Annotated in this window: 22 protein-coding genes; 5 read left to right on the top strand and 17 right to left on the bottom strand. The window is 53.5% G+C overall.

Features of this window, described 5'->3' with window-relative positions; genetic code table 11:
* Positions 1-12: 12 nt before the first annotated feature.
* From DG046_RS03195 to DG046_RS03180, 4 genes are all read right to left on the bottom strand, one after another.
* The gene (locus DG046_RS03195; RefSeq protein ID WP_108831139.1) at positions 13-552 is read right to left on the bottom strand and encodes a helix-turn-helix domain-containing protein; all 540 of its coding nucleotides are present in this window, start codon (positions 550-552) and stop codon (positions 13-15) included.
* 119 nt (positions 553-671) lie between these two features.
* Positions 672-1,601, bottom strand: coding sequence for a pseudouridine-5'-phosphate glycosidase (locus DG046_RS03190; protein ID WP_199909570.1), 930 nt, complete (start codon positions 1,599-1,601; stop codon positions 672-674).
* Positions 1,588-2,508, bottom strand: coding sequence for a carbohydrate kinase family protein (locus DG046_RS03185; RefSeq protein WP_108831138.1), 921 nt, complete (start codon positions 2,506-2,508; stop codon positions 1,588-1,590). The genes DG046_RS03190 and DG046_RS03185 overlap by 14 nt, the downstream gene beginning before the upstream one ends.
* Positions 2,505-3,092 carry a thymidine kinase gene (locus tag DG046_RS03180; RefSeq protein ID WP_108831137.1) on the bottom strand — a complete coding sequence of 196 codons (588 nt, stop codon included), beginning with the start codon at positions 3,090-3,092 and terminating at the stop codon, positions 2,505-2,507. The genes DG046_RS03185 and DG046_RS03180 overlap by 4 nt, the downstream gene beginning before the upstream one ends.
* 136 nt (positions 3,093-3,228) lie before the next feature.
* Between DG046_RS03180 and DG046_RS03175 the strand changes: the two genes are divergently transcribed.
* The 3 genes from DG046_RS03175 to DG046_RS03165 are packed head-to-tail and all read left to right on the top strand — an operon-like array spanning position 3,229 to position 6,424.
* Entirely contained in the window at positions 3,229-3,951 is a 723-nt protein-coding gene (locus tag DG046_RS03175; protein WP_108831136.1) for an ABC transporter ATP-binding protein, read from the top strand.
* Positions 3,938-5,539: a hypothetical protein gene (locus DG046_RS03170; protein WP_108831135.1), complete on the top strand. Its 1,602-nt coding sequence runs from the start codon at positions 3,938-3,940 to the stop codon at positions 5,537-5,539. Before DG046_RS03175 ends, DG046_RS03170 begins: the two co-directional genes overlap by 14 nt.
* Positions 5,540-5,551: 12 nt before the next feature.
* Positions 5,552-6,424 (top strand): DMT family transporter, encoded by an 873-nt coding sequence (locus DG046_RS03165; RefSeq protein ID WP_108831134.1) that lies wholly within the window; start codon positions 5,552-5,554, stop codon positions 6,422-6,424.
* A 53-nt stretch (positions 6,425-6,477) separates the two neighbouring features.
* Here DG046_RS03165 and DG046_RS03160 read toward each other — a convergent pair whose 3' ends face one another.
* The 6 genes from DG046_RS03160 to DG046_RS03135 all read right to left on the bottom strand — a co-directional run bounded on the left by DG046_RS03160 (position 6,478) and on the right by DG046_RS03135 (position 12,304).
* The gene (locus DG046_RS03160) at positions 6,478-7,080 is read right to left on the bottom strand and encodes a peptidylprolyl isomerase (RefSeq protein ID WP_108831133.1); all 603 of its coding nucleotides are present in this window, start codon (positions 7,078-7,080) and stop codon (positions 6,478-6,480) included.
* 1 nt (position 7,081) lies between these two features.
* Positions 7,082-7,834, bottom strand: coding sequence for a type I methionyl aminopeptidase (map, locus tag DG046_RS03155; protein WP_108831132.1), 753 nt, complete (start codon positions 7,832-7,834; stop codon positions 7,082-7,084).
* On the bottom strand, positions 7,831-8,724 hold the full coding sequence (locus tag DG046_RS03150) for a tetratricopeptide repeat protein (RefSeq protein ID WP_108831131.1): 894 nt from the start codon (positions 8,722-8,724) through the stop codon (positions 7,831-7,833). Before DG046_RS03150 ends, map begins: the two co-directional genes overlap by 4 nt.
* A gap of 29 nt (positions 8,725-8,753) precedes the next feature.
* Positions 8,754-10,820: a heavy metal translocating P-type ATPase gene (locus tag DG046_RS03145; protein WP_108831130.1), complete on the bottom strand. Its 2,067-nt coding sequence runs from the start codon at positions 10,818-10,820 to the stop codon at positions 8,754-8,756.
* A gap of 122 nt (positions 10,821-10,942) precedes the next feature.
* Positions 10,943-11,746 carry a nitroreductase family protein gene (locus DG046_RS03140; protein ID WP_108831129.1) on the bottom strand — a complete coding sequence of 268 codons (804 nt, stop codon included), beginning with the start codon at positions 11,744-11,746 and terminating at the stop codon, positions 10,943-10,945.
* A gap of 18 nt (positions 11,747-11,764) precedes the next feature.
* Positions 11,765-12,304, bottom strand: a complete 540-nt coding sequence (locus DG046_RS03135) for a phosphatase PAP2 family protein (RefSeq protein WP_108831174.1) — start codon at positions 12,302-12,304, stop codon at positions 11,765-11,767.
* Positions 12,305-12,407: 103 nt separating this feature from the next.
* Between DG046_RS03135 and DG046_RS03130 the strand changes: the two genes are divergently transcribed.
* Positions 12,408-14,270: an ATP-dependent helicase gene (locus DG046_RS03130; protein ID WP_108831128.1), complete on the top strand. Its 1,863-nt coding sequence runs from the start codon at positions 12,408-12,410 to the stop codon at positions 14,268-14,270.
* A 35-nt stretch (positions 14,271-14,305) separates the two neighbouring features.
* On the opposite strand, the gene DG046_RS03125 is transcribed toward DG046_RS03130, so the two are convergent.
* The 7 genes from DG046_RS03125 to DG046_RS03095 form a co-directional block, all read right to left on the bottom strand.
* A complete protein-coding gene (locus DG046_RS03125) occupies positions 14,306-14,932 on the bottom strand; it encodes a DUF47 domain-containing protein (RefSeq protein ID WP_108831127.1) in 627 nt (208 codons plus the stop codon).
* Between the two features lie 8 nt (positions 14,933-14,940).
* Positions 14,941-15,993: an inorganic phosphate transporter gene (locus DG046_RS03120; protein ID WP_108831126.1), complete on the bottom strand. Its 1,053-nt coding sequence runs from the start codon at positions 15,991-15,993 to the stop codon at positions 14,941-14,943.
* Positions 15,994-16,007: 14 nt separating this feature from the next.
* A complete protein-coding gene (locus DG046_RS03115) occupies positions 16,008-17,363 on the bottom strand; it encodes a PFL family protein (RefSeq protein WP_108831125.1) in 1,356 nt (451 codons plus the stop codon).
* A 14-nt stretch (positions 17,364-17,377) separates the two neighbouring features.
* Complete coding sequence (locus DG046_RS03110; protein WP_108831124.1) at positions 17,378-17,647, bottom strand: ACT domain-containing protein; 270 nt, start codon at positions 17,645-17,647, stop codon at positions 17,378-17,380.
* A gap of 101 nt (positions 17,648-17,748) precedes the next feature.
* Positions 17,749-18,708, bottom strand: coding sequence for an NADH:flavin oxidoreductase (locus DG046_RS03105; protein WP_108831123.1), 960 nt, complete (start codon positions 18,706-18,708; stop codon positions 17,749-17,751).
* A gap of 40 nt (positions 18,709-18,748) precedes the next feature.
* Positions 18,749-18,928 carry a rubredoxin gene (locus tag DG046_RS03100; protein ID WP_417878209.1) on the bottom strand — a complete coding sequence of 60 codons (180 nt, stop codon included), beginning with the start codon at positions 18,926-18,928 and terminating at the stop codon, positions 18,749-18,751.
* An 80-nt stretch (positions 18,929-19,008) separates the two neighbouring features.
* Positions 19,009-19,329, bottom strand: coding sequence for a rhodanese-like domain-containing protein (locus tag DG046_RS03095; protein WP_108831122.1), 321 nt, complete (start codon positions 19,327-19,329; stop codon positions 19,009-19,011).
* A gap of 151 nt (positions 19,330-19,480) precedes the next feature.
* Between DG046_RS03095 and nadA the strand changes: the two genes are divergently transcribed.
* Positions 19,481-20,380, top strand: a complete 900-nt coding sequence (gene nadA, locus DG046_RS03090; RefSeq protein WP_108831121.1) for a quinolinate synthase NadA — start codon at positions 19,481-19,483, stop codon at positions 20,378-20,380.
* The last annotated feature ends 13 nt before the right edge of the window (positions 20,381-20,393 follow it).

The raw sequence follows: 20,393 nt of genomic DNA, 5'->3' as shown, positions 1-20,393 counted from the left end.
CCCTGTCACCTCCTAAAAATTCGGCGGGTTACTCACCCAAAGGACCGTCGCTTCCTCGGATGAAAGGTTCCTGAAAAAACAGGGCGCATCCCCCGGCGCGTAAATCGTATCTTTTTCTTCCACGGAAAACACATCGTCGCCTCGGCAGAAATCCAATCGTCCGGAGAGGACGTAGGCGAAAAATTCGCCCTCAAAAGGGCCGAGAACTTTCGACGAACCCATGGGCGCGATGCGCCACAAGGTGGGCTCCATGGCGTTTTTCTGGGCGTTGGGCACGATGTAATCCACGCCGTAGCCCGCAACCTCGTCGTCAAAGGTAAAGGCGTCTTCTTCGGAAAAGACGATTTGCGTTTCATTCTCGTCCTTGAAAAAAGCCTCCGGCGAGACGCCCAATGCTTCCAATATGTCCATAAATGTCGCCACAGAAGGACTGGTGAGATCCCGCTCTACCTGGGAAATAAATCCCTTGGTGAGCTCGCTTCGTTGAGCCAACTCCTCTTGGGTAAGCTGCTGCACTTGTCTCAGGCGACGAATTTTTTGTCCGATGCTCATAATCACCACTAAACTTTAATCTTAATTTACTAAACAGTAATCGTATTATAAACGCCGCTCTCGCCTCGGTCAATAGATTTGCCCAATAAAAAAGCCCGCAGGCTGCGGGCAATTTCGTTTTACTTGTTTTCGCTGTATGCTTTGGCGATGGCCGCGCCCAGTTTCGTGTTGTTGTAAACGAGGGCGATGTTCGCTTCCAAACTGCTGCCTCCGGTAACTTCAAGCACTCTTTGAAGCAAGAAGGGCGTAGAGGCTTTGCCGAAGATGCCTTCTTTTTCCGCATCGAGCAGGGCTTTTTCGATGGCGGCGTTAATGGTGTCTTCGTCCATGGCGTCGGCTTCGGGAATGGGATTGGCCACGACGATGCCGCCGTCGATGCCTAAATCCCATTTCGTCTTCATCAGCTTTGCAATGGCCGCGGGATCGTCGTAGCGGTAATCCAGTTTGTGGCCGCTTCGGCGGGTAAAGAAGGCGGGCATTTCTTCCGTTTCGTAGCCGATGACCGGCACGCCGAAGGTTTCCAAATATTCCAGGGTGAGGCCGATGTCCAAAATGGATTTGCAACCGGCGCAGACCACGGCGATGTCCGTGTTCGCAATTTCCTGCAGGTCGCGGGAAATATCCATGGTGGTTTCCGCGCCGCGGTGCACGCCGCCGATGCCGCCGGTGACGAGAATGGGGATGCCTGCGAGGCGCGCCGTCAAGACCGAGGTGGCCACGGTGGTGGCTCCGTTTTTCCCTTCAGCGACGATGTGGGCGTAATCCCTCGTAGAGCTCTTCACGATGTCGTCGGAGGTGGCCATAAATTCGATTTCTTCTTCGGAAAGGCCCACCTTTATGCGGCCGCCGATAATGGCCGTGGTGGCCGGGGTGACGCCGGCGTCTCTTAAAATGGCTTCGCAGTGCTTGGCCATTTCAACATTTTTCGGATAGGGCATGCCGTGGGAAATGATGGTGGATTCCAGGGCCACCACGGGCTTGTTTTCATCCAATGCCTTTTGTACTTCCGGGGCGATGTCCATGTACTTTTTTAAATTATTTTCCTTCATAATGAATCTCCTTTTTCTCTTTTTCCCATTCTTTTGCATCAAAGAAAGGAAGTTCACTTTGATCGCTCTTCAGCACCATGCGTGATGCGGCCATGGCGCCGACGACGGCATGGTCAATCGTTTTACCCTTCGCCATCTCTGCCGTCAACATGGCGCAAAAGGCATCCCCGGCGCCGGTGGCTCCCCGAATGGTCATGGGGCTCGTGGTGTAGTGGAGCACCTCCTCGTCTTTAAACAAGTAGGCTCCGTCGGCTCCCGCCGTAATCACCACATACTCCACGCCCATGCTTCGTAAAGCGGCGCCCTGGGTGGCGACATCGTCGCTTCCCCGGCCGCTCAACACCTGCGCTTCCAGAATGTTACATTTTAACACATGAATCCGATTAAGAAAAGGGGCAACTTTTTTTACCTTCACGGCGCTTACCCCGTCTACCACGGCCTTGATCTTCCAGGAGAAAATCTCCGCCAAGGTGTCCTGACGCAAATTGGCATCCACCACGACGAAATCCGCCGCCTCGGCCACTTCCTGTCGCGCCTTTATTTTTTCGGGCGTCAGCTCTTCCATGACCGCCATGTCGTTTACCGCCGCGTGCATTTCCCCCGCCTCATCCAAGAGCACCAAATAGCTTCCCGTAGAGGCTCCTTCGAAGGTGAAGGCCTCGTCGAAGGATAATTTTTCCGGCGCGCGGGCCAGGATCATGGCCTTCTTGTCGTCGTCGCCGAAGGCCGTGATGAGCGCCGTCTCGATACCCAAGCGGGCGATGGTGGCGGCAATGTTTCGTCCCACGCCGCCGGGACTTAATTCCACGGCGCCGGGATTGGAATCGTAAAGATCCAAATGCTCGTAGGGCCTTCCGCTAATATCCACATTGCAGCCGCCGAAGACCGCAACTTTTTTCTCACTCATTTTCTCCCCCTTTCGCCGCGATTTTGTATCCGCTTAAAACAGGCGCGGCATAGCGGTTCGTAACTTTCCGTGGCGCCGATGACTACCCGGCCCCCTTCGCCCGACGTGCGGTGGCTCACCCAGGCGTCGCTGCCGCAGTGGGCGCAGACGGCGTGGTGCTTTTCCACGTAATCGGCCACGGCCATAATTTCTTTTACGATTTCAAAGGGATGGGCTTCGTAATCCATGTCGAGGCCCGCGCAGACCACGGTCTTTCCCTCGTCTAGAAGGGTATCGAAGGCCGAGAGAATTTCATCGGTCGCGCCGCCTAAAAACTGTACTTCGTCGATGGCTACCACGTCGGCCCTGTGCTCCGCCGCCGCCTCCAGCACACCGGCGATGTCTTCCACCACCACGGCTTCAAGCGACGTGTTGTCGTGGCTCGTAATGGCGGAGTGGATGAAGCGGGTATCCAGCGTGGGCTTTAAGACCAGCGTGTTGTAGCCGGCGATGCGAAAGCGCTTCACTTCCCGCTCCAAGCTCGACGTCTTTCCCGAAAACATGCTTCCCGTGTGCAAAATTAATCGTCCCCTGTACTGATGCATTTCTTCCTCCTTAAAAGAAAATTATAACACAAATTTTGTCGATAAAATCACCGCCCGCCTCCCCTCTTTTCTTGCAATCCCGCGCCCCGTACTATATTCTAATAATGGAAAATTGTTCGCAATTAAAGGAGGTTCTATGCTTCAAATTCAGAATTTAATTAAATACTACGGCAAGAAACAAATTCTTCACGACGTGAGTTTTGAATTGGATCCCGGCGACATTTGCGCCTTTATCGGATCCAACGGCGCCGGAAAAACCACCACCATAAAATCCGCCCTGGGGCTCATCCCTTTCGACGGCGGAAAGATTCTCATCGGCGGCCACGACATCGAAAAGGAACCTCTCGAGGCTAAAAAACTTTACAGCTACGTGCCGGACAATCCGGAGCTTTATAAATTTATGCGGGGCATCGAATACTTAAATTTCATCGCCGATATTTTTGAGCTGAATTACGAAACACGCCGAGACCGCATCGAATACTACGCGGATCTTTTCGCCATTCGCGACCGCTTAGGCGAGAGCATCGACAATTACAGCCACGGCATGCAGCAAAAGCTTGCCCTCATCGCCGCTTTGATCCACGACCCCAAGCTCATCGTTCTTGACGAGCCCTTCGTGGGTCTGGATCCCATGGCCACGAAATCCATTCGAGAGACGTTTAAGAAAATGGCGGCTGAAAAATCCACGACGATTCTCTTCTCCACCCACGTCTTGGAGGTGGCGGAAAAGCTGTGCAACAAGGTAGCCATTATTCGCGAGGGCCATCTCGTCTTCTTCGGGCCCACGGAAGAAGTGCTTCAAAAAGGCAGCTTAGAGGATCTGTTCATGGAAAGGATGCAGGACCATGAACAAGCTTAAGCTTTTAAATCGGCTGGAAAGGAAGCGCACCTTCAATCAATTTACCCAAGGAAAAAAGAAAAAAGGCTTCGGCATTTTTATCTACCTCCTCTCCCTTTGGGGCTACTTTTGGATCGGCGGGCTCTTGCCCCTTTTCGCCTCCATGGCGATTCTGGATCCGAAAAAAGGTGCCGCCGGCAGCTTCTCCGTGGCGGAGGTCTTGACGGAAGCCGGGATTCTTTCCGCCATGGATATGATGGCCCTGGTATTTTTTCTCGCCAGCCTGATCATCGCCTTCATTCAAATTCGTAACATCTACTTCAACGACTTCGATCAATCCACCTTGTGGAGCCTGCCCGTGGATACGCGGCTCATCCTTATTTCGAAAAACACGGGCCCTGCCGTGTTCAGTCTGCCCTTGGTCTTGGCCTTTACTCTGCCATCCATGGTTCTTACTTACGTGGCCACGGGCTCGTTGATCAAGGCCATTCTCGTCCTCGTCGTATTTTTCTGCGCCAATCAATTGGGCGAATGTTTGGGGTGTTTTCTGCGCATTTTCTCGGCAAAAGGCGGAAGCCGCCTTCAATTGTCAAAGGGCGTGAAGAGCTTTTTCGGCTTTCTCCTCTTCGTCGCCTTTATGGTGGGCTTTTACACGGAGCTGGCCCGCGACTTTAAAGACCTCGTCGTCCTCTTGGGCTTTTACAACCGTCTCCCCGCTGCGGCTCGCCCCGTTTCTTTCGCCCTGAATCACCATCTCTGGCTCATCCTCGTCTTTCTTCTCGTGACGGGACTCGTGTATTGGGCCTTTCTCAACTACACGGCGAAAAACTTTTATACCATCGGCGAAAGCTTGGCCCCCCGCGGCACGGCGAAGGCGGTGAAAAAGGGCGACTACAAGGTGCGCAGAAAATACGCCGCCATCATTCGAAAAGAACGGCAGCTCTTTTTCTCCAACAGCGCCGTGGCCTTCAACACCTTCTTCGGCACGGTGCTTCCCGTGATCCTCGCGGCCATTCTCTTCGTGCCCGCCGTGAAAGAAATGTTTCTCGACTTTTTAAAAAGCCAGTCCTTCGTCTCCGCCGACGCCGCCCTGTTTTTAATTCTCACCGGCCTCGCCGGCATGATGAATCTTTCCGGTTTCGGCTTTTCCATGGAGGGCATCAGCGCCTACAACACCTACACCTTGCCTTTAAAAGGGCAGTCGGTCTTTCTCGGGAAGCTTTTTATGGCCGCAAGCCTGATCGTCCCGGCCTATGTGATCACTTGGCTTCTCGTCATCGTTAATCTGCGCCCGGATACGGCCTATCTGCCCTTTTATCTCCTGGGTCCCTTGGCCTACGCCCTGTTAATCAACGGCATCTCCCTGTTTTTCGATTGGAAATTCGCCAATTACAATTGGACCAATCCCCAAGAGCTGGCGAAAAACACGAAGCAATCCCTCTTCTCCGGCCTGGGAAGCCTTCTTGTGAGCTGCGCCGTGATCTTAATCGGCGTCGGCGTCATGACCAAGGCGCCCCTTCTCTACGCCGCCCTTCTCACGATCATCTTTGTAGCGAGCAATGTCATCCTCTATCTCCTTACTCGGGACATGACCGTCTACCATCAGTAGAAAGAGGCGATTATGAGCGAAAAAAACGCATCCATACTTCTCGCCGCCGTCATTATCGCTCGGGCCACGAGCTACTACTTTATTAAGATCGGCATGGAGGGCCTTGATGTGTTTAATCTCTTGGCCGTCCGCTTCTTCGTCGCCGTCCTCCTCTTGGCCCTTTTGTTTCACAAGCGGCTTTATCCCATGACAAAGAGCACCCTTCTTCACGGCACGATCTTAGGCGTGGTCTTCTTTGCCCTTATGGCCTTTGAATTTATGGCCCTAAAGACGTCCCCCTCCTCCACCGTGTCCTTTTTGGAAAACACCTCCATCGTCCTCGTGCCCCTGTTAATCGCCATCACCACCCGCACCTTGCCTAAAAATTCCGCCATCCTCGGCGTGATCATTACCGTTATAGGCGTCGGCTTTTTAACCTACACCCCCGGCGGGGTCGCTTTGACCCGCGGCGAAATCTTCGCCCTGTCGGCGGCGCTAAGCTATGCCGTGGTCATTCTCCTCACCTCTCGCTTCGCCGAAGAAGACGATCCCTTTCAGCTGGGTTTTCTGCAGATACTGTGGATCTTTATCCTCTCCACCCTCGCCGCCTTCCTCGCAGAAACGCCCCGCTGGCCCGAAAACCATGTGGAGTGGGGCGTCGTCCTCGTGTTGGCCGTCGTCTGCACCGGCTTCGGCTTTACCCTCCAGCCCGTGGCTCAACGCCACACCACCCCGGAGCGGGCCGGCATGTTCTGCGCTCTAAACCCCATGTGCGCCACCATTATGGGCGTGACCCTATTGGGCGAAACCCTCTCGCCCCATAAAGTGGCGGGGATCATCTGTATCGTCATTGGCCTCACGGTTCCCATCCTTATGGAGAGCCGAAAAAAGAAACAACTGCAATAAAAAAAGCAAACAGCCTCTGCCGTTTGCTTCGCCGGACCTTCGGGTCCGGTTTTTTATTCGCAGATAAAGGTGTTTGCCCGTTGGATGACCACATCTTCCAAGGGTTTGTCCATGGAATTTTTTTCCACTTTTGCGATGGCGTGCACCACATCCATGCCTTCCGCCACTTGGCCGAAGACGGTGTGTTTGCCGTCGAGCCAGAAGGCGCCGCCGACGTTTTTGTAGCCGTCGATGACATCGGCGGTGTAGCCGTATCGTTCGCCGGCATCTTCCATTTGGCGGAGAATGTCGTCGCTCACGGCCGGGCCCTGAACGATGAAGAATTGGCTGCCGTTGGTGTGGGGGCCTGCGTTGGCCATGGAAAGGGCGCCGACGAGGTTTCTGTATTCGGGGGTGCATTCGTCTTCGAAGCCCTTGCCCCAAATGCTTTCGCCGCCGCGGCCGGTGCCCGTGGGGTCGCCGCCTTGAATCATGAAGTCGTCGATGACGCGGTGAAAAATAATGCCGTCGTAGTAGCCCCGGTCCACGAGGGTGGTGAAGTTTTCCACGGCTTTCGGCGCCGCGTCGGGAAAGAGGCGCAAGGTAATGTCGCCGAGGGTGGTGATGAGTTTCACCATGGTATCGCCGGTTTTCGACGCTTCTAATTGTTTTAACATATCAGTCTCCTTGTTCTGTGAGGACGATGACGCCGTCTTTGGTCACCGCCAGGGTGTGTTCGTATTGGCAGGACAGGGAGCCGTCGCGGGTGCGGGCGGTCCAGCCGTTTTTATCCATGGCAATGGGCCAGTCGCCGGCATTGATCATGGGCTCGATGGTAAATACCATGCCTTCTTCCAGGCGCATGCCCCGATTGGGCTTGCCGTAGTGAAGGACTTGGGGATCTTCGTGCATATTTTTGCCGATGCCGTGGCCCACGAAATCCCGCACCACGGAAAAGCCGTTGGCTTCGGCGTGGCTTTGAATCACGTGTCCGATGTCGCCGAGGCGCGTGCCGGGCTTTACGATGTCGATGGCTTTATAGAGGCATTCCTTGGTGACGGTCATGAGCTTTTTGCCTTCGTCGCTTAAATTTCCCACGGCGTAGCTCCAGGCGGAATCGGCCAGGTAGCCGTCCACATTGACCACCATGTCGATGGTCAGGAGGTCGCCGTCTTTCAACTTACGCTCGCTCGGGAAGCCGTGGCAAATTTCGTCGTTCACCGAGGCGCAAATGCTGAAGGGAAAGCCCTGATAGCCCTTTTGTTCCGGGTAGCCGCCTCGGTCGGTGATAAATTTTTCAACGAAGCGGTCCAGTTCCAAGGTGCTTACCCCGGGCTTCACTTCTTCGCGGAGGGCGCGGTGCACTTGGATCAAAAGATCCGCCGCTGTTTGCATTTTTTCGATTTCTTTTTCCGTCTTTATAATAATCAATCTTCTACCTCCCGGACGATGTCTTTTAAATCCACATCCCTCGATGCCCACAGCTTCGCGTGGGGATTGATGGCGATGGCCCGCTTTAAATCGCGGATCGCCGCTTCTTTATCTCCCAAGCGCATGTGGCTGCACGAGCGATTGTAGTATAAATTTACGCTGTTTAGGTTTTTGTCGATGCCTTCGGTTAAGATGGCGATGGCTTTTTCCGGCGCTTTCATGCGCAAGTAAATGGCCGACATATTTAAATAAGTCGGCGCATAGGTTTCGTCGAGGGCCAAGGCATCTTCGTAGGCGGCCAGGGCCTTTTCGTTTTTAAAGGTCTTTTGGTAGATGACGCCCAGATTGTAATAGCCGATGCTGTACGCCGGGGACAGGGCCACGGCTTTTTCGGCGAGGACCAGGGCTTTTTTGTACTCTTTTCGCTCTTCGTAAATGGAAGCCATGTCGGAATAGACCACGCCGTTGTCGGGAACCAATTCGGCGCAGCGCTCGAAAAGTTCCAGGGCCCGGTCTTTGTAGCCGATTCGATCGTTTAAGAGCGCCAATTCGTAGCAGGCGCTTTCGTAATCGGGATCGATCATCAGGGCGTATTCGAAATGGCCCACCGCATCCACGATGTCGCCTTCTTCTTGGGCGAAAACCCCTAAGCCGTATTCCGCGCCGGCGTATTCGCCCAGGCGCTGAATCTTGCGGTAATACTTCGCCGCCTGCGTCCTCTTGTCTTCCTGCCAATAGAGATCCGCAATGGCAAAATACACATTGGCCAATTCTTCCTTGCTCGGCGCAAAGTCCACCGCCTTTAAATAGGCATTTAAGGCTTCTTTATTGTCGCCTGCATCGAGAAAATCTCTCGCTAAAATCTGATAATTTTTCCATTTATCTACCATCGTCGCCTCCCGATGGTATTATACCACAGTTAGCTTCGCCCCTTGTATTTCAAAAGGCTCATGGCGATAATCACGCAGATCAAGGATACGCCCACGTCGGCAAAGACGGCGAGCCACAAATTTCCGATGCCCAGCATGTTTAATACCACGACGAGGACTTTTACGATGAGAGCAAAGGCGATGTTGCCGTAGCAGATTTTCCTGGTTTGTTTGGATAAATCGAAGAGGAAGGGAATGCGGCCAATGTCGTCGCCTAAGATGACCACGTCGGCAGTTTCGATGGCCATGTCCGATCCGCCGGTGCCCATGGCGATGCCCACATCGCTTTTGGCGAGAACCGGGGCGTCGTTTATGCCGTCGCCCACGTAGACGACTTTTTCTTTTCGCGCCAGGGCCCGATCCAGTGCCTCCACCTTTTCGCCGGGAAGGAGGCCGCCGACGCTTTCGTCGATGCCCAGTTCACTTCCCACGGCTTGGACCAATTCTTTTTTGTCGCCGGAGAAGAGATAGGTTTTTAAGAAGCCCTTTAATTTTTTCAGCGCCTCTTTCACGCCGGGCTTCACAGAATCGGCAAAGGCGATGCGGCCCAGAAGTTCGCCTTCTTCCACGACGTAGACGGAGGTCATGGGAATGCCGTCGAGGGAATTTTCCACGCCCAGTTCACGAAGCATGGCTTCGTTTCCCACGGCCACCGCTTTTCCCTCCACGGTGCAGCTGATGCCCTTGCCCGAAAGCTCCCGGTAGTCGGCGGGATTTCCCACGGGCGTCGCTTTTTCTAAAATGGAGCGGCCGATGGGATGATTGGAGTATTGTTCCGCCGTGGCAGCCAAGGCGAGGAGATCCGCCTCCGTGCCTTTTAATACATCCACTTGAGCCAAGGTAAATTTGCCGTCGGTGAGGGTGCCGGTCTTGTCGAAGGCGATGGCATCGGCTTCGGCCAAGGCCTCGAGAGACGTGGAGCCTTTAATAAACATGCCGTCTTTCGAGGCGCGGCCCACGCCGGCAAACATGGTCAAGGGTACGGAAAGCACCAAGGCGCAGGGACAGGAGATAATTAAAAAGGCGCAGGCCTTGTAGATCCACGTGTTCCAATCTCCGGAAAATGCCAGGGGCGGCAGGACGGCAACGAGTACGGCCAAGGCCACCACCACCGGCGTGTAAATGGAGGCGAAGCGGGTGATCCAAGCTTCGGTCTTGCCCTTGTTTAATCGGGCGTCGGCGACGAGGCCTTGGATTTTCGCCATGGTGGATTCCCCGGCCACTTTCGTCACCCGCACTTTAAAGGCGCCGTCTAAAGCGATGGCACCGGCCATCATGTCCGCCCCTTCTTTCGCATAAATGGGCGCGGATTCGCCGGTCATGTGTTGATTAGAGATATGGCCTTCTCCTTCCATCACTTCACCGTCGGCGGCCAAGGTGTCTCCCGCGCGCAGGATAATCGTATCACCGACGGCGACATCTTCCGCCGCCACTTCAACGACGGCACCGTCCTTTTCCACATGGGCCGTGTCTTCATCGCGGGCCAATAGACTCTCCACGGATTCCGTGGCGCGATCCAGGGCGTAGTCCTGCAGGGCTTCGCCAAGGCGGTAGAACAAGAGGACGCCCAGGGCTTCCCCGTGTTCGCCGATGTAAAAGGCGGCGACAGAGGCCACGCTCATTAAAAAATTTTCGTCGAAGACTTCGCCGTTTTTTATGCCCTTCACGGCGCTTTTAAAAATATCAAAGCCCGCGGCGATTAAAAGAATCCCCCATAAAGCCGTTTGAAAACGGCCTTTATAGACAAATTGCACCAAAAGGGCGGCCATAACGGCACTTGCGATGGCGAAGATTTCTTTTTTCAGATCGCCTTCCTCCCCTTCACCGTCTTCGTGATGGCCCTTTTCGCCTGCATTTTTTTCCACGACCACGACGCCGTCCTCGATGCTGTCCACCAGTTGTTGCAGCTCTTGTGTTGAGATCCCGCCGTCTACCACCAAACGCTTGGAAATAAAATCCAGCTTGGCTTCGGCGACCTGAGGCAAGTCGCCGACACGGGCTTCGATTTTCGCCGCGCAATTGGCGCAATTTAAATTTTTTAATTCATAGGTACGCATATATTTACCTCCATTTACATGTTTACTTGCTCATGTATAGTGTACCTGCTTCCCTTTTTCATGTCAACAAAAAAAGAAGCGCCTCTCGACGCTCCTTCCCTATTCTGATTGGATTGTTTCTATTACAGAGAAATCGTAGCGACCGGTTCCAAACCGTCGACGTCGGCCCCTTCGATTAAGGTCCAGGTTTTTTCCGTGCCCGTGCTCTTCAACATGGCTTCGTAGTAGAACATAACGACGCCGATGTCCACGTAGCTCTTTTCGCCTTTGCTCTTGTCCAGATACAGGTCGATATTGCCGTCATCTTTTAAGAGGAAACGCCAGGGTTGTGCATTGACGTGGCTCGGTGCAAAGCGGATGGACGAGAATACGTCAAACAGACCGTAGTTTTCCAGATCCGTAAGGGATGCAGGGGAACCGATGCGATCTTTGAATACGATCTTGTCGACGCTGAGACGGGGGCTGACCCGATCTTCTTCGAATACGTCTTGTTTTTCAGCTTTACCGAAGCCGATAATGTAGTCGACAAATTCGCCGCCTTCGCCGAACAGGGATTTCTTTAAGTCCTTGTCCACGTGGGCCGTGGTAATCCAGCAAGTACCTAAATTCTTTTCGATGAGTTCCGTGTTCAGCATTTCAAGATAGTAGCCCGTGCGAATCAATTCGGCCTTTTCGTGGCTTTTTGCGCGCAGAGCGATGTAGTAGGGCGCTTCGATCATGACGCCACTATAACCGGCTTTGCCTTTTAATGCTTCGGCAATGGCTTGGCCGTTTTCGTAGAGGGCGAAGCTCACGCTGCTGGCTTCCGATTGTTTTTCAATTTTTGCCAGAGTGTCTTTCAACCAGTCCATTTCCATGGCCGACAACTTCGCCGGATCAAATTCGCGCACCGTTCTTCTCTTTTGCAGGAAATTCGTCATTACCATATTATCTTCCTCCTCATCTTACAACCAGTTTAGCAGGTTGTCGTAAACATACATATGTACCACGTAACCGACGATGATGCCGATGATCACACCCGCCAAGACGTCGGTGGGATAGTGTACGGCTAAATAGGTTCTGGATACAGCCACTAAAAACGCCATCACAATAAAAAGCGCAGCCATTTTCGGATAATACAGAGAAAATGTCGTCGCCACCGTAAAGGCCGCAGTGGTATGCCCCGAAGGAAAAGAATAATCCCTCAGGTCGATGCCGTAGGTGTTTAAATTCTTACTCACCCAATAAGGGCGACTCCGGCTGATGATGCGCTTTAAAATCTGCGCGACGATCGTGGAGATCACAAGGGCCAATACCATTTCCGTAGCGGCACTTCCGATCCAACGTTTTCCGATCACCAACATAAAAACCGATAGGATTCCGAGAAACCCCGGGCCCGCTATGTTCGTATAGTTGTAAAAGAAGAAATCAAAATACTTGTTTTTCAATTTCTTGTTTATACGATCGAGAAAATAATCGTCAAACGCTTTAAACGGATTTTTCATCTTCACCATCCTGTACATACCTACTTCCCCCATTATATACCAAGCTTCTCGTCTTGAAAAGGACAATTCCCACAAGTCGTGATATACTCTCACGGAGGTGACTATGAAATTAACGGACGAACAATTAAAAGCCATGGGCCACGGCGAGGGCCCCGCCTTGGTTTTGGCCGTGCCCGGTAGCGGCAAGACCACCATGTTGTTGAGCCGAACGAAACGGCTCATGGACGAAGGCGTGGATCGAAAAAAAATTCTTACCATTACTTTTTCAAAGGCCTCGGCCAGGGATCTGGGCCTTCGCTACAAAAACCTTTTCGCGGAGGGCCCTGCCCCGTCTTTTTCCACGATCCACAGCTTCTGCTACTCTGTCCTGAAAAACGACGAGCGACGCCGAGGCACGAGCTACACCTTGATCGAATCCAATCGCGCCCTGAGCAAATGGCGCATCGCCACGGATCTTTGGAAAGAGATCATGCACAAAAGCCCCAACGAAGAGCAGGTGGAGACCCTCCTTCGGGAGATCAGCTACGTGAAAAACAAAGTCCTGGATCCGAAGGAATACAACAAAGAAGCCGCCACGCCGCTTTTTCTGAAGTTTTATACCGCCTACGAAGGCCTGAAGCGGGACAGGCAGTGGATCGACTTCGATGATATGATTACCCTTGTACCGGAGATCTTTAAACAGGACCCGGGGCTTCTCCGTGCCGTGCGCGCCACCTACGACTACATTCAGGTGGACGAGGGCCAGGACACCTCCAAGGGCCAGCTGGCCATTATCGAAGCCATCGCAAAGCCCAAGAACAATCTCTTTATCGTCGCCGACGACGATCAGTCCATCTACGGCTTTCGCGGGGCGGATTTTCGCGAGCTCCTTCACCTGAACGAACGCTACGACGACTTGAGCCTGTACTATTTGTCCCGAAATTTCCGCTCACAGGAAAAGATCATTTCCCTCTCCTCAAAATTCATCGAGCAAAACAAGGCCCGCTACCAAAAGACGCCCATCGCGGTGAAAGGCCCGGGGCCGGAGGTGCGCGCAGTGGAGCTCAATAATTTAGACAAGCAATACGCCTTTATCGCCTCGGAAATCGAAAAACACGATCTGAAAGACGTGGCCGTTCTCTACCGAAACCACGTCTCTTCCATCGGCCTCGTGGAATTTTTGGAGCGGGAGAACATCGCCTTCGCCGCCAAGGAGCGAAAGAGCCGCTTTTTCCGCCACTGGGTGCTTCAGGATTTAATGACCATTTACGAGTTCAGTCAAAACCCCGCCGATCTCGCCGCCTTTTCCACATTCTATTACAAGATTCGCGGCTATTTGTCGAAGAAAATGATCGAGGCCTTGGAGAAAAAAGGCGTGGGCGCTTCGGTCTTCGACGCCCTTTCGGATTTAAAGCTCCCCGATTACGTGGCCCGGGATGTAAAGGCCCTGAAGCGGGATTTTCAGCACTTAAAAACCTTGGCCCCCGCCGAAGCCTTTCGCTTTATTCAAAAGGACTTGGAATACGAACAATACATCGCGAGCCACGCCGCCACCTTCGGCTCCTCGAAGACCACGTCCATGCGCATTCTCTACTACGCCAAGTACATCGCCAAAAACACCGACGATTACCACAGCTTCATCGGCCGGCTCAAGACCTTGGACCGACTCATGCAGGGTTCCCGCGCCGGGGAGAAGGGTCTGGTTTTATCCACCCTTCACGGCGCCAAGGGGCTGGAGTTTGACGCCGTGTTTATTATGGATTTAAACGCCGATGCCATTCCATCCCTGCCGAAGACGGCAGTGGATCCCGCGGAAGAGACGCGACTTTTGGAAGAAGAGCGCCGCCTCTTTTACGTGGGCATGACCCGGGCGAAGAATCGGCTCTACCTCTTAAGGCCCCGCCACGTGGACCGAGAATCCGCCCCTCCCTCGGAATTTTTTACCTGGGCGAAAGACGCCATCGTAAGCGCCCGAGGCGAGCATTAGAAAAGCCCTCTCACAGACGAGAGGGCAATTTTTATTTAACCGTTTTTCAACATGGCCGTTTCAAATTCATTGGCACATTCTTCGATGCTGTCCAGGCAATTTTCCAAGACCTGCAGCATTTCCTTCCAGATAATCGTCTTTCTGGAATCGAATTCGCCGGTATAGTCGAAGAGGGAACGCATGGAATTTAAGTACAGAGTGTCCCCTTCCCCTTCCAGGGAATTGATGCGGATGATCTTTTCCTTCACCTCGTTGGAGCGTTTGAAATTGCTGAATTCCAACACCACTTCCTCGAGCATGGCCGTGCTTTCGACGATAAGATCCACAAATTCCAAGGTCTCGGGAATGAGTTCGCGCACCCGGTACATATACAGGCTCAGCAAAATTTCCTCGATGGAATCCACCACCGTGTCCAGCTTGTCCGTGATCTCGATAATGTCTTCCCGCTCGATGGGCGGCAAAAACTCTACGGCCAGGCGATTCATTATGTCGTGCATGATCTGATCGCAGTCGTTTTCGATGTGCTTCATGGCGTCGGTCGCCTCTCGCAGTTTCGCCGCGTCGTAGGCACCCAAGGTGGTCTGCAAAAGATCCGCCGCCAGCGATGCCTTTTGAGCCATGTCGCTGAATTTTCGGAAGTAATCGAACTTTCTTTCTTTCATAACTTCTCCTAAATCAGATGAATAAGCAAATAGGTGACGATAAATCCGATCAACCCGCAACCGGGAAAGGTCAATATCCACGCCAGGCCCATTTCGCTTACCACGGACCAATTCACGTTTTTAATGTGCTTCGATGCCCCCACGCCCATAATGGCCGTGGTCTTTGTGTGGGTGGTGGACACGGGAAAGCCGGCCACGGATGCCACGAGCAAGCTCACGACGGCGCCGATATCGGCAGCGAAGCCTTCGTAGGTTTCAAGCTTCACCATATTCATGCCCACGGATTTAATGATTCTCAGGCCCCCTAAGCTCGTTCCCAGGCCGATAACCAGAGAAATTAAAATCATGAGCCAGGAGGGGATCACAAAATGCCCCGTACCGCCGGTGCCGGCAGCCAGGCTGAAGGCCAGCATAAAGACGCCCATAAACTTTTGCCCGTCTTGGGCGCCGTGCATAAAGGCCATGGCCGCCGCCGAAACGATCTGCCCGTTTTTGAAAAAGGTCTTGGTGCTGCGCCGGTCGGAGCCGGCCAAGAGCCGCTTAATAATCTCCACCACCACATAGCCCATAAGAAAACCCACCACCGTGGAAAGGACGAGACCGTAGATGTTTTTCATCCATTCCGCTCCGTTGATCCCGGCGAGGCCTCCGTGCAGGGCGATGGCCGAGCCTGAAAGCCCGGCGATCAGGGCGTGGGATTCCGACGTGGGAATCCCGAAATACCAAGCCGCCGTGGCCCATAGGACAATGCTCACCTGAGCCGCGGCCAGGGCGATTAAGGCTTCGTTGGTATTGCCGTTAAAGTCCACCATATTGTAAATCGTCTCCGCCACATTGGCGTTTAGGGCCGTCATAAGAAAGACCCCGAGAAAATTAAAGAGCGTCGCCAGATAAATAGCTTTTTGCGGCTCGATGCTCCGCGTGGAGACGGCAGTGGCGATGGCATTGGGCGCATCGGTCCAGCCGTTGACGAAAACCACCGCCAAAACCAGCAGGGTCGTAAGGAAAATGGCGGGATTTTGCGTCATCATGGAGACAAATTCTTGTATCGTAACAGTCATTTGGTCCCTTCGATTTAATTCTTAAAGCTGTGAATCGGCGCGGGAATAAAGCCGCCCCGCACGGCGAAAGCCGCACAGTCGTTTTTGTGCACGGGAAGAATGGGCGCTTCCCCTAAAAGGCCGCCGAAGGTGGCGTTATCGCCCACATCTTTTCCGTAAACGGGAATCAGGCGCACCGCCGTGGTCTTGTGGTTAATGACGCCGATCATGGACTCGTCGGCGATCATAGCCGATAAGGTTTCAGCCGGCGTGTCTCCCGGAATGGCGATCATGTCCAGTCCCACGGAGCAGACGCAGGTCATGGCTTCCAATTTGTCGAAAGCCAAAGCCCCCGATGCGGCGGCGGAAATCATGCCCTCATCTTCCGATACGGGAATAAAGGCGCCGCTTAAGCCGCCCACGTGAGCGGAGGCGTTGATTCCGCCTTTTTTCACCGCGTCGTTTAACATGGCCAAAGCCGCCGTCGTGCCGTGGCCGCCCACGGTGCCCACGCCGATTTCTTCCAAAATCCGCGCCACACTGTCGCCCACCGCCGGCGTCGGCGCGAGAGACAGGTCGATGGTGCCGAAGGGCGTGTCCAAACGCTTGGCGATTTCCTTGCCCACCAATTCCCCCATGCGGGTAATCTTAAAGGTCATTTCGCTGATGCACTGAGCCACTTCGTCGAAAGGCGCGCCGCGGAATTTTTCCAGGGCCGTCTTGACCACGCCGGGACCGGAAATGCCCACGTGAAGCACGTGATCCCCCAGGCCCGTGCCGTGGAAAGCGCCGGCCATAAAGGGATTGTCTTCCACGGCATTGGCGAAGACCACGAGCTTCGCGCAACCGATGGAATCCGCGTCGCGACTTAAATAGGCCGCATCCTTAATCACTTTTCCCATCAAAGCCACGGCATCCATATTGAGGCCCGACTTCGAGGAGCCCACATTCACCGAGGAACACACCTTTTCCGTCGTGGCCAAAGCTTCGGGGATGGCCTCGATTAACGCCCGTTCGCTTTCCGTCATGCCGCTGTGAACCAAAGCGGAGAAGCCGCCGATAAAGTCCACGCCGATTTTAATGGCCGCATCGTCCATGGCTTTGGCGAGCTTGACGAAATCCTCTTTCGTGCCCCGAGGCAAAACCAAAGAGGCCGGCGTCACGGAAATGCGCTTGTTGACCACGCTTACCCCGTATTTCGCGCCCACGGCATTGGCTTCATCCACCAGATCGGCACCTAAAGTGGTGATCTTGTCGTAAACCCGCTTACATACCACGTCCACGTCGTCGGAAATGCAATCCATAAGGGAAATCCCCAAGGTCGCCGTTCGTATATCTAAATTCTCATGCTCCAGCATGTGAATTGTTTCGAGAATCGAAGAATTATCCAAAAGAGACGTCCTTTCTAAATATGGTGCATGCGGCTAAAAAGCGCCTCGTGCTGCATACGAATGTCCAAACCCATGGATTTGCCCAGGGCTTCGTAATCGCCGACCACGCTTTCCAGGGCAAAATTTTCGTCGGCATGTTCCACCACGAGAATCATGGTGAAATAAGAGCTGACGATGGTTTGACTAATGTCCAAAATATTAAAACCGTGTTCCGCCAAAAGCGTCGTAACGCGGGAGACAATCCCTACCTGATCCTTACCTAAAACACTGACAACAGCTTTCATCCAATCCCTCCTTTGTATTGAGACCATTATAACATAGACAATGACCCGTGGTTTAGGGGATTTCGCCGCAAAAAAAGCCGCGGCTCCTACCGCAGCTTCTCTTAGAGCTTATCCGTCTCCCAATTCGGGTCTTTTAAAAAGGCGCGGCCGATGCCGAAAAGATCCGCCGCATCTTCTGCCAGTAATTTTTCCGCCTCGTCGTAGGTGGTGATGCCGCCGGTTAAAAGCACCGGGGCCGTGGTTTCGCCTTTCACGGCGCGGCTCAAATCTTGAAACCAGCCGGCTTCCCTGTGGCCGGGGCGATTGTAGCCGGTCATGCCGCCGGTCATGTCTAAGAAGGCGGCGCCTGCGGCGTCGAAGGCTTTTGCGGCGCGGACGCCGTCATCCACGGTGGTGCCGCCCGCGATGGTTTCGATGCCGCCGATGCGCACGGCCAGGGGGAAGTCGCCTAAGGCTTCCTTCATGGCCCGAAATACTTCCAGAGGGTATTTCACCCGATCTTCGCCGTAGGCATCGTCGCGGAAGTTGGTCAGGGGCGAAAGGAATTGGTTCAGCAAGTAGCCGTGAGCCACGTGAAGTTCCGCGCCGTCGTAGCCCGCTTCCTTCGCGCGCATAGCCGCCGCGACGAAATCCTCTTTTACCCGCGCCATGTCGTCTAAGGTCATGGCCCGGCACATTTTATCCCAAGGTCGCACCGAGGGGCCCATGGGGTCTGTGCCGATAATGTCTCCCCGCGTCTTGATGCCGGCGTGATTTAATTGCAAAAACACGGCGGCATCGGGACGCACACTTTTTATGGCCTCGACTAATTTTTCGTGCCCGCCGATTTTTTCGTCGTCGGCCAAACTCATTTGCTTCAGGCTGGCCTTGCCGTCTTCTGCGACGTAGCTGTGTTCGATGATGAAGAGATCGAATTGTTTATTCGCCGCCATTTTTTTGTAATAGGCCAGGGTTTTTTCGCTGATCTCTCCTTCGACCGAGGCCTCCGTCACCATGGGCGGCATGACCAATCGACTGTGAATGTCCACGCCCACGTGAACGATCTCGTGAATTTTTCTCATGATTCCTCCCGCTTATGAAAAAAGCACTCTTTCGAGCGCTTTAATCTTCTTCGACTTTTACAAACATCCACTTGCTGGTGCCGCAACGAGGGCAAGTCCAGTCGTCGGGCAATTCGGAAAAGGGGATTCCCGGTTCGATGCCGTATTCCGGCACACCTTTCGCCGGATCGTACACATAGCCGCAGGGTTTGCAGCGGTATTTACTCATGTCTTTTTCCATAACTTCCTCCTATTCTGTTTCCCTTATACCCGCTTTTACACGCTTCAAAAATTTTTTTCAAATTTCCCCGACGCGTCGTCTTATTCCACCGGTCCCTTGTAGGCCAACATGCCGCCTGCAACATTGACGCAGTCATAGCCCTTGCTTTCAAGGTACTCGCAGGCCTTTTGACTGCGATTGCCGGAGCGACAGACGACATAAATCGTCTCGTCTTTGGGGAGTTCCCCTTCCCGCGCACTTAAATCTCCCAAGGGGATGGTGTAGGCGCCGGGAATTTTTCCCGTGGCGATTTCGTCGGGCTCCCGCACGTCTAAAATAAATTTCGTTGACCTGTCCTTTAAATCCTTCGCCGGTATCGACGGCGTTTTCTTTGCGCCGAATAGATCTCGTAAACTGTTCATGCCGCGCCTCCTTTTCGTGTTGCTTTCATTATAGCCCGAATCGCCTTCGGACTCAATTTTCTTTACTGACAAGACAGCGGTGTTGTCATCTGCCAATACTTGTGGTATTCTATGTAAGATTCACGATTACACAGAAGAAAGGAAGACTGAATTGGAAAAGGACACCCTCGCACGCTTAAAAAAAGAAAAGGACGCCGTCATTCTGGCCCACTACTATGTGGACGGCGCCGTTCAGGAAATTGCCGATCACGTCGGCGACTCCTTTACCCTGGCGAAAATCGCCACGGGCATTGACGCGAAGACCATCGTTATGGCCGGCGTGGAATTTATGGGAGAGACGGTAAAGATTTTAAATCCGGAAAAAACCGTCTACCTTCCCGATCCCGACGCCGACTGCCCCATGGCTCACATGGTGGATGTGGATGCCATTAAGGAAATGAGAGAAAAATACGACGACCTCGCCGTGGTCTCTTACGTCAACTCCACCGCCGAAGTGAAGGCCCATTCGGACTACTGCCTCACCTCTTCTAACGCGGCAAAAGTGGTAAGCGCCATCGACGCAAAGAACATTTTCTTTATTCCCGACGGAAATTTAGGCCACAACACGGAAGGGGCTTTCCCGGACAAGCACTTTATTAACAACGCCGGCTGCTGCCCGGTCCACGACAGCTTAACTGCAGACATGGTCCGCGCCCTGAAGAAGGAACACCCGGACGCCGCCGTGTTCTGCCACCCGGAATGCAAGGCGGAAGTGCTCGAGCTGGCCGATTACACGGGAAGCACCAAGGGCATTTTAAGTGCCGTCGGCGATTTGAATAAGGACAAAAACATTATTCTCACGGAAGAAGGCATCGCCTGGGAATTAAACAGACTTTATCCCGACAAGGAATTTATTTTCCCGGACATGATTTGCGCCGGCATGAAAATGGTCACCGTGGACAAGATCATTCACGTCTTGGAAACCGGCGACAATGAAGTGATTCTAGACGCGGATTTAATCGAAAAAGCCAAGGTTCCCTTGGACCGCATGCTCGCCATCGCAAGCAAATAAGGAAAGGAGCTTT

Source organism: Aedoeadaptatus coli, assembly GCF_900343085.1.
Lineage (GTDB): Bacteria > Bacillota > Clostridia > Tissierellales > Peptoniphilaceae > Aedoeadaptatus > Aedoeadaptatus coli.
Note: the sequence above shows the minus strand (reverse complement) of the source record. Positions and strands in the feature narration are given on the sequence as shown.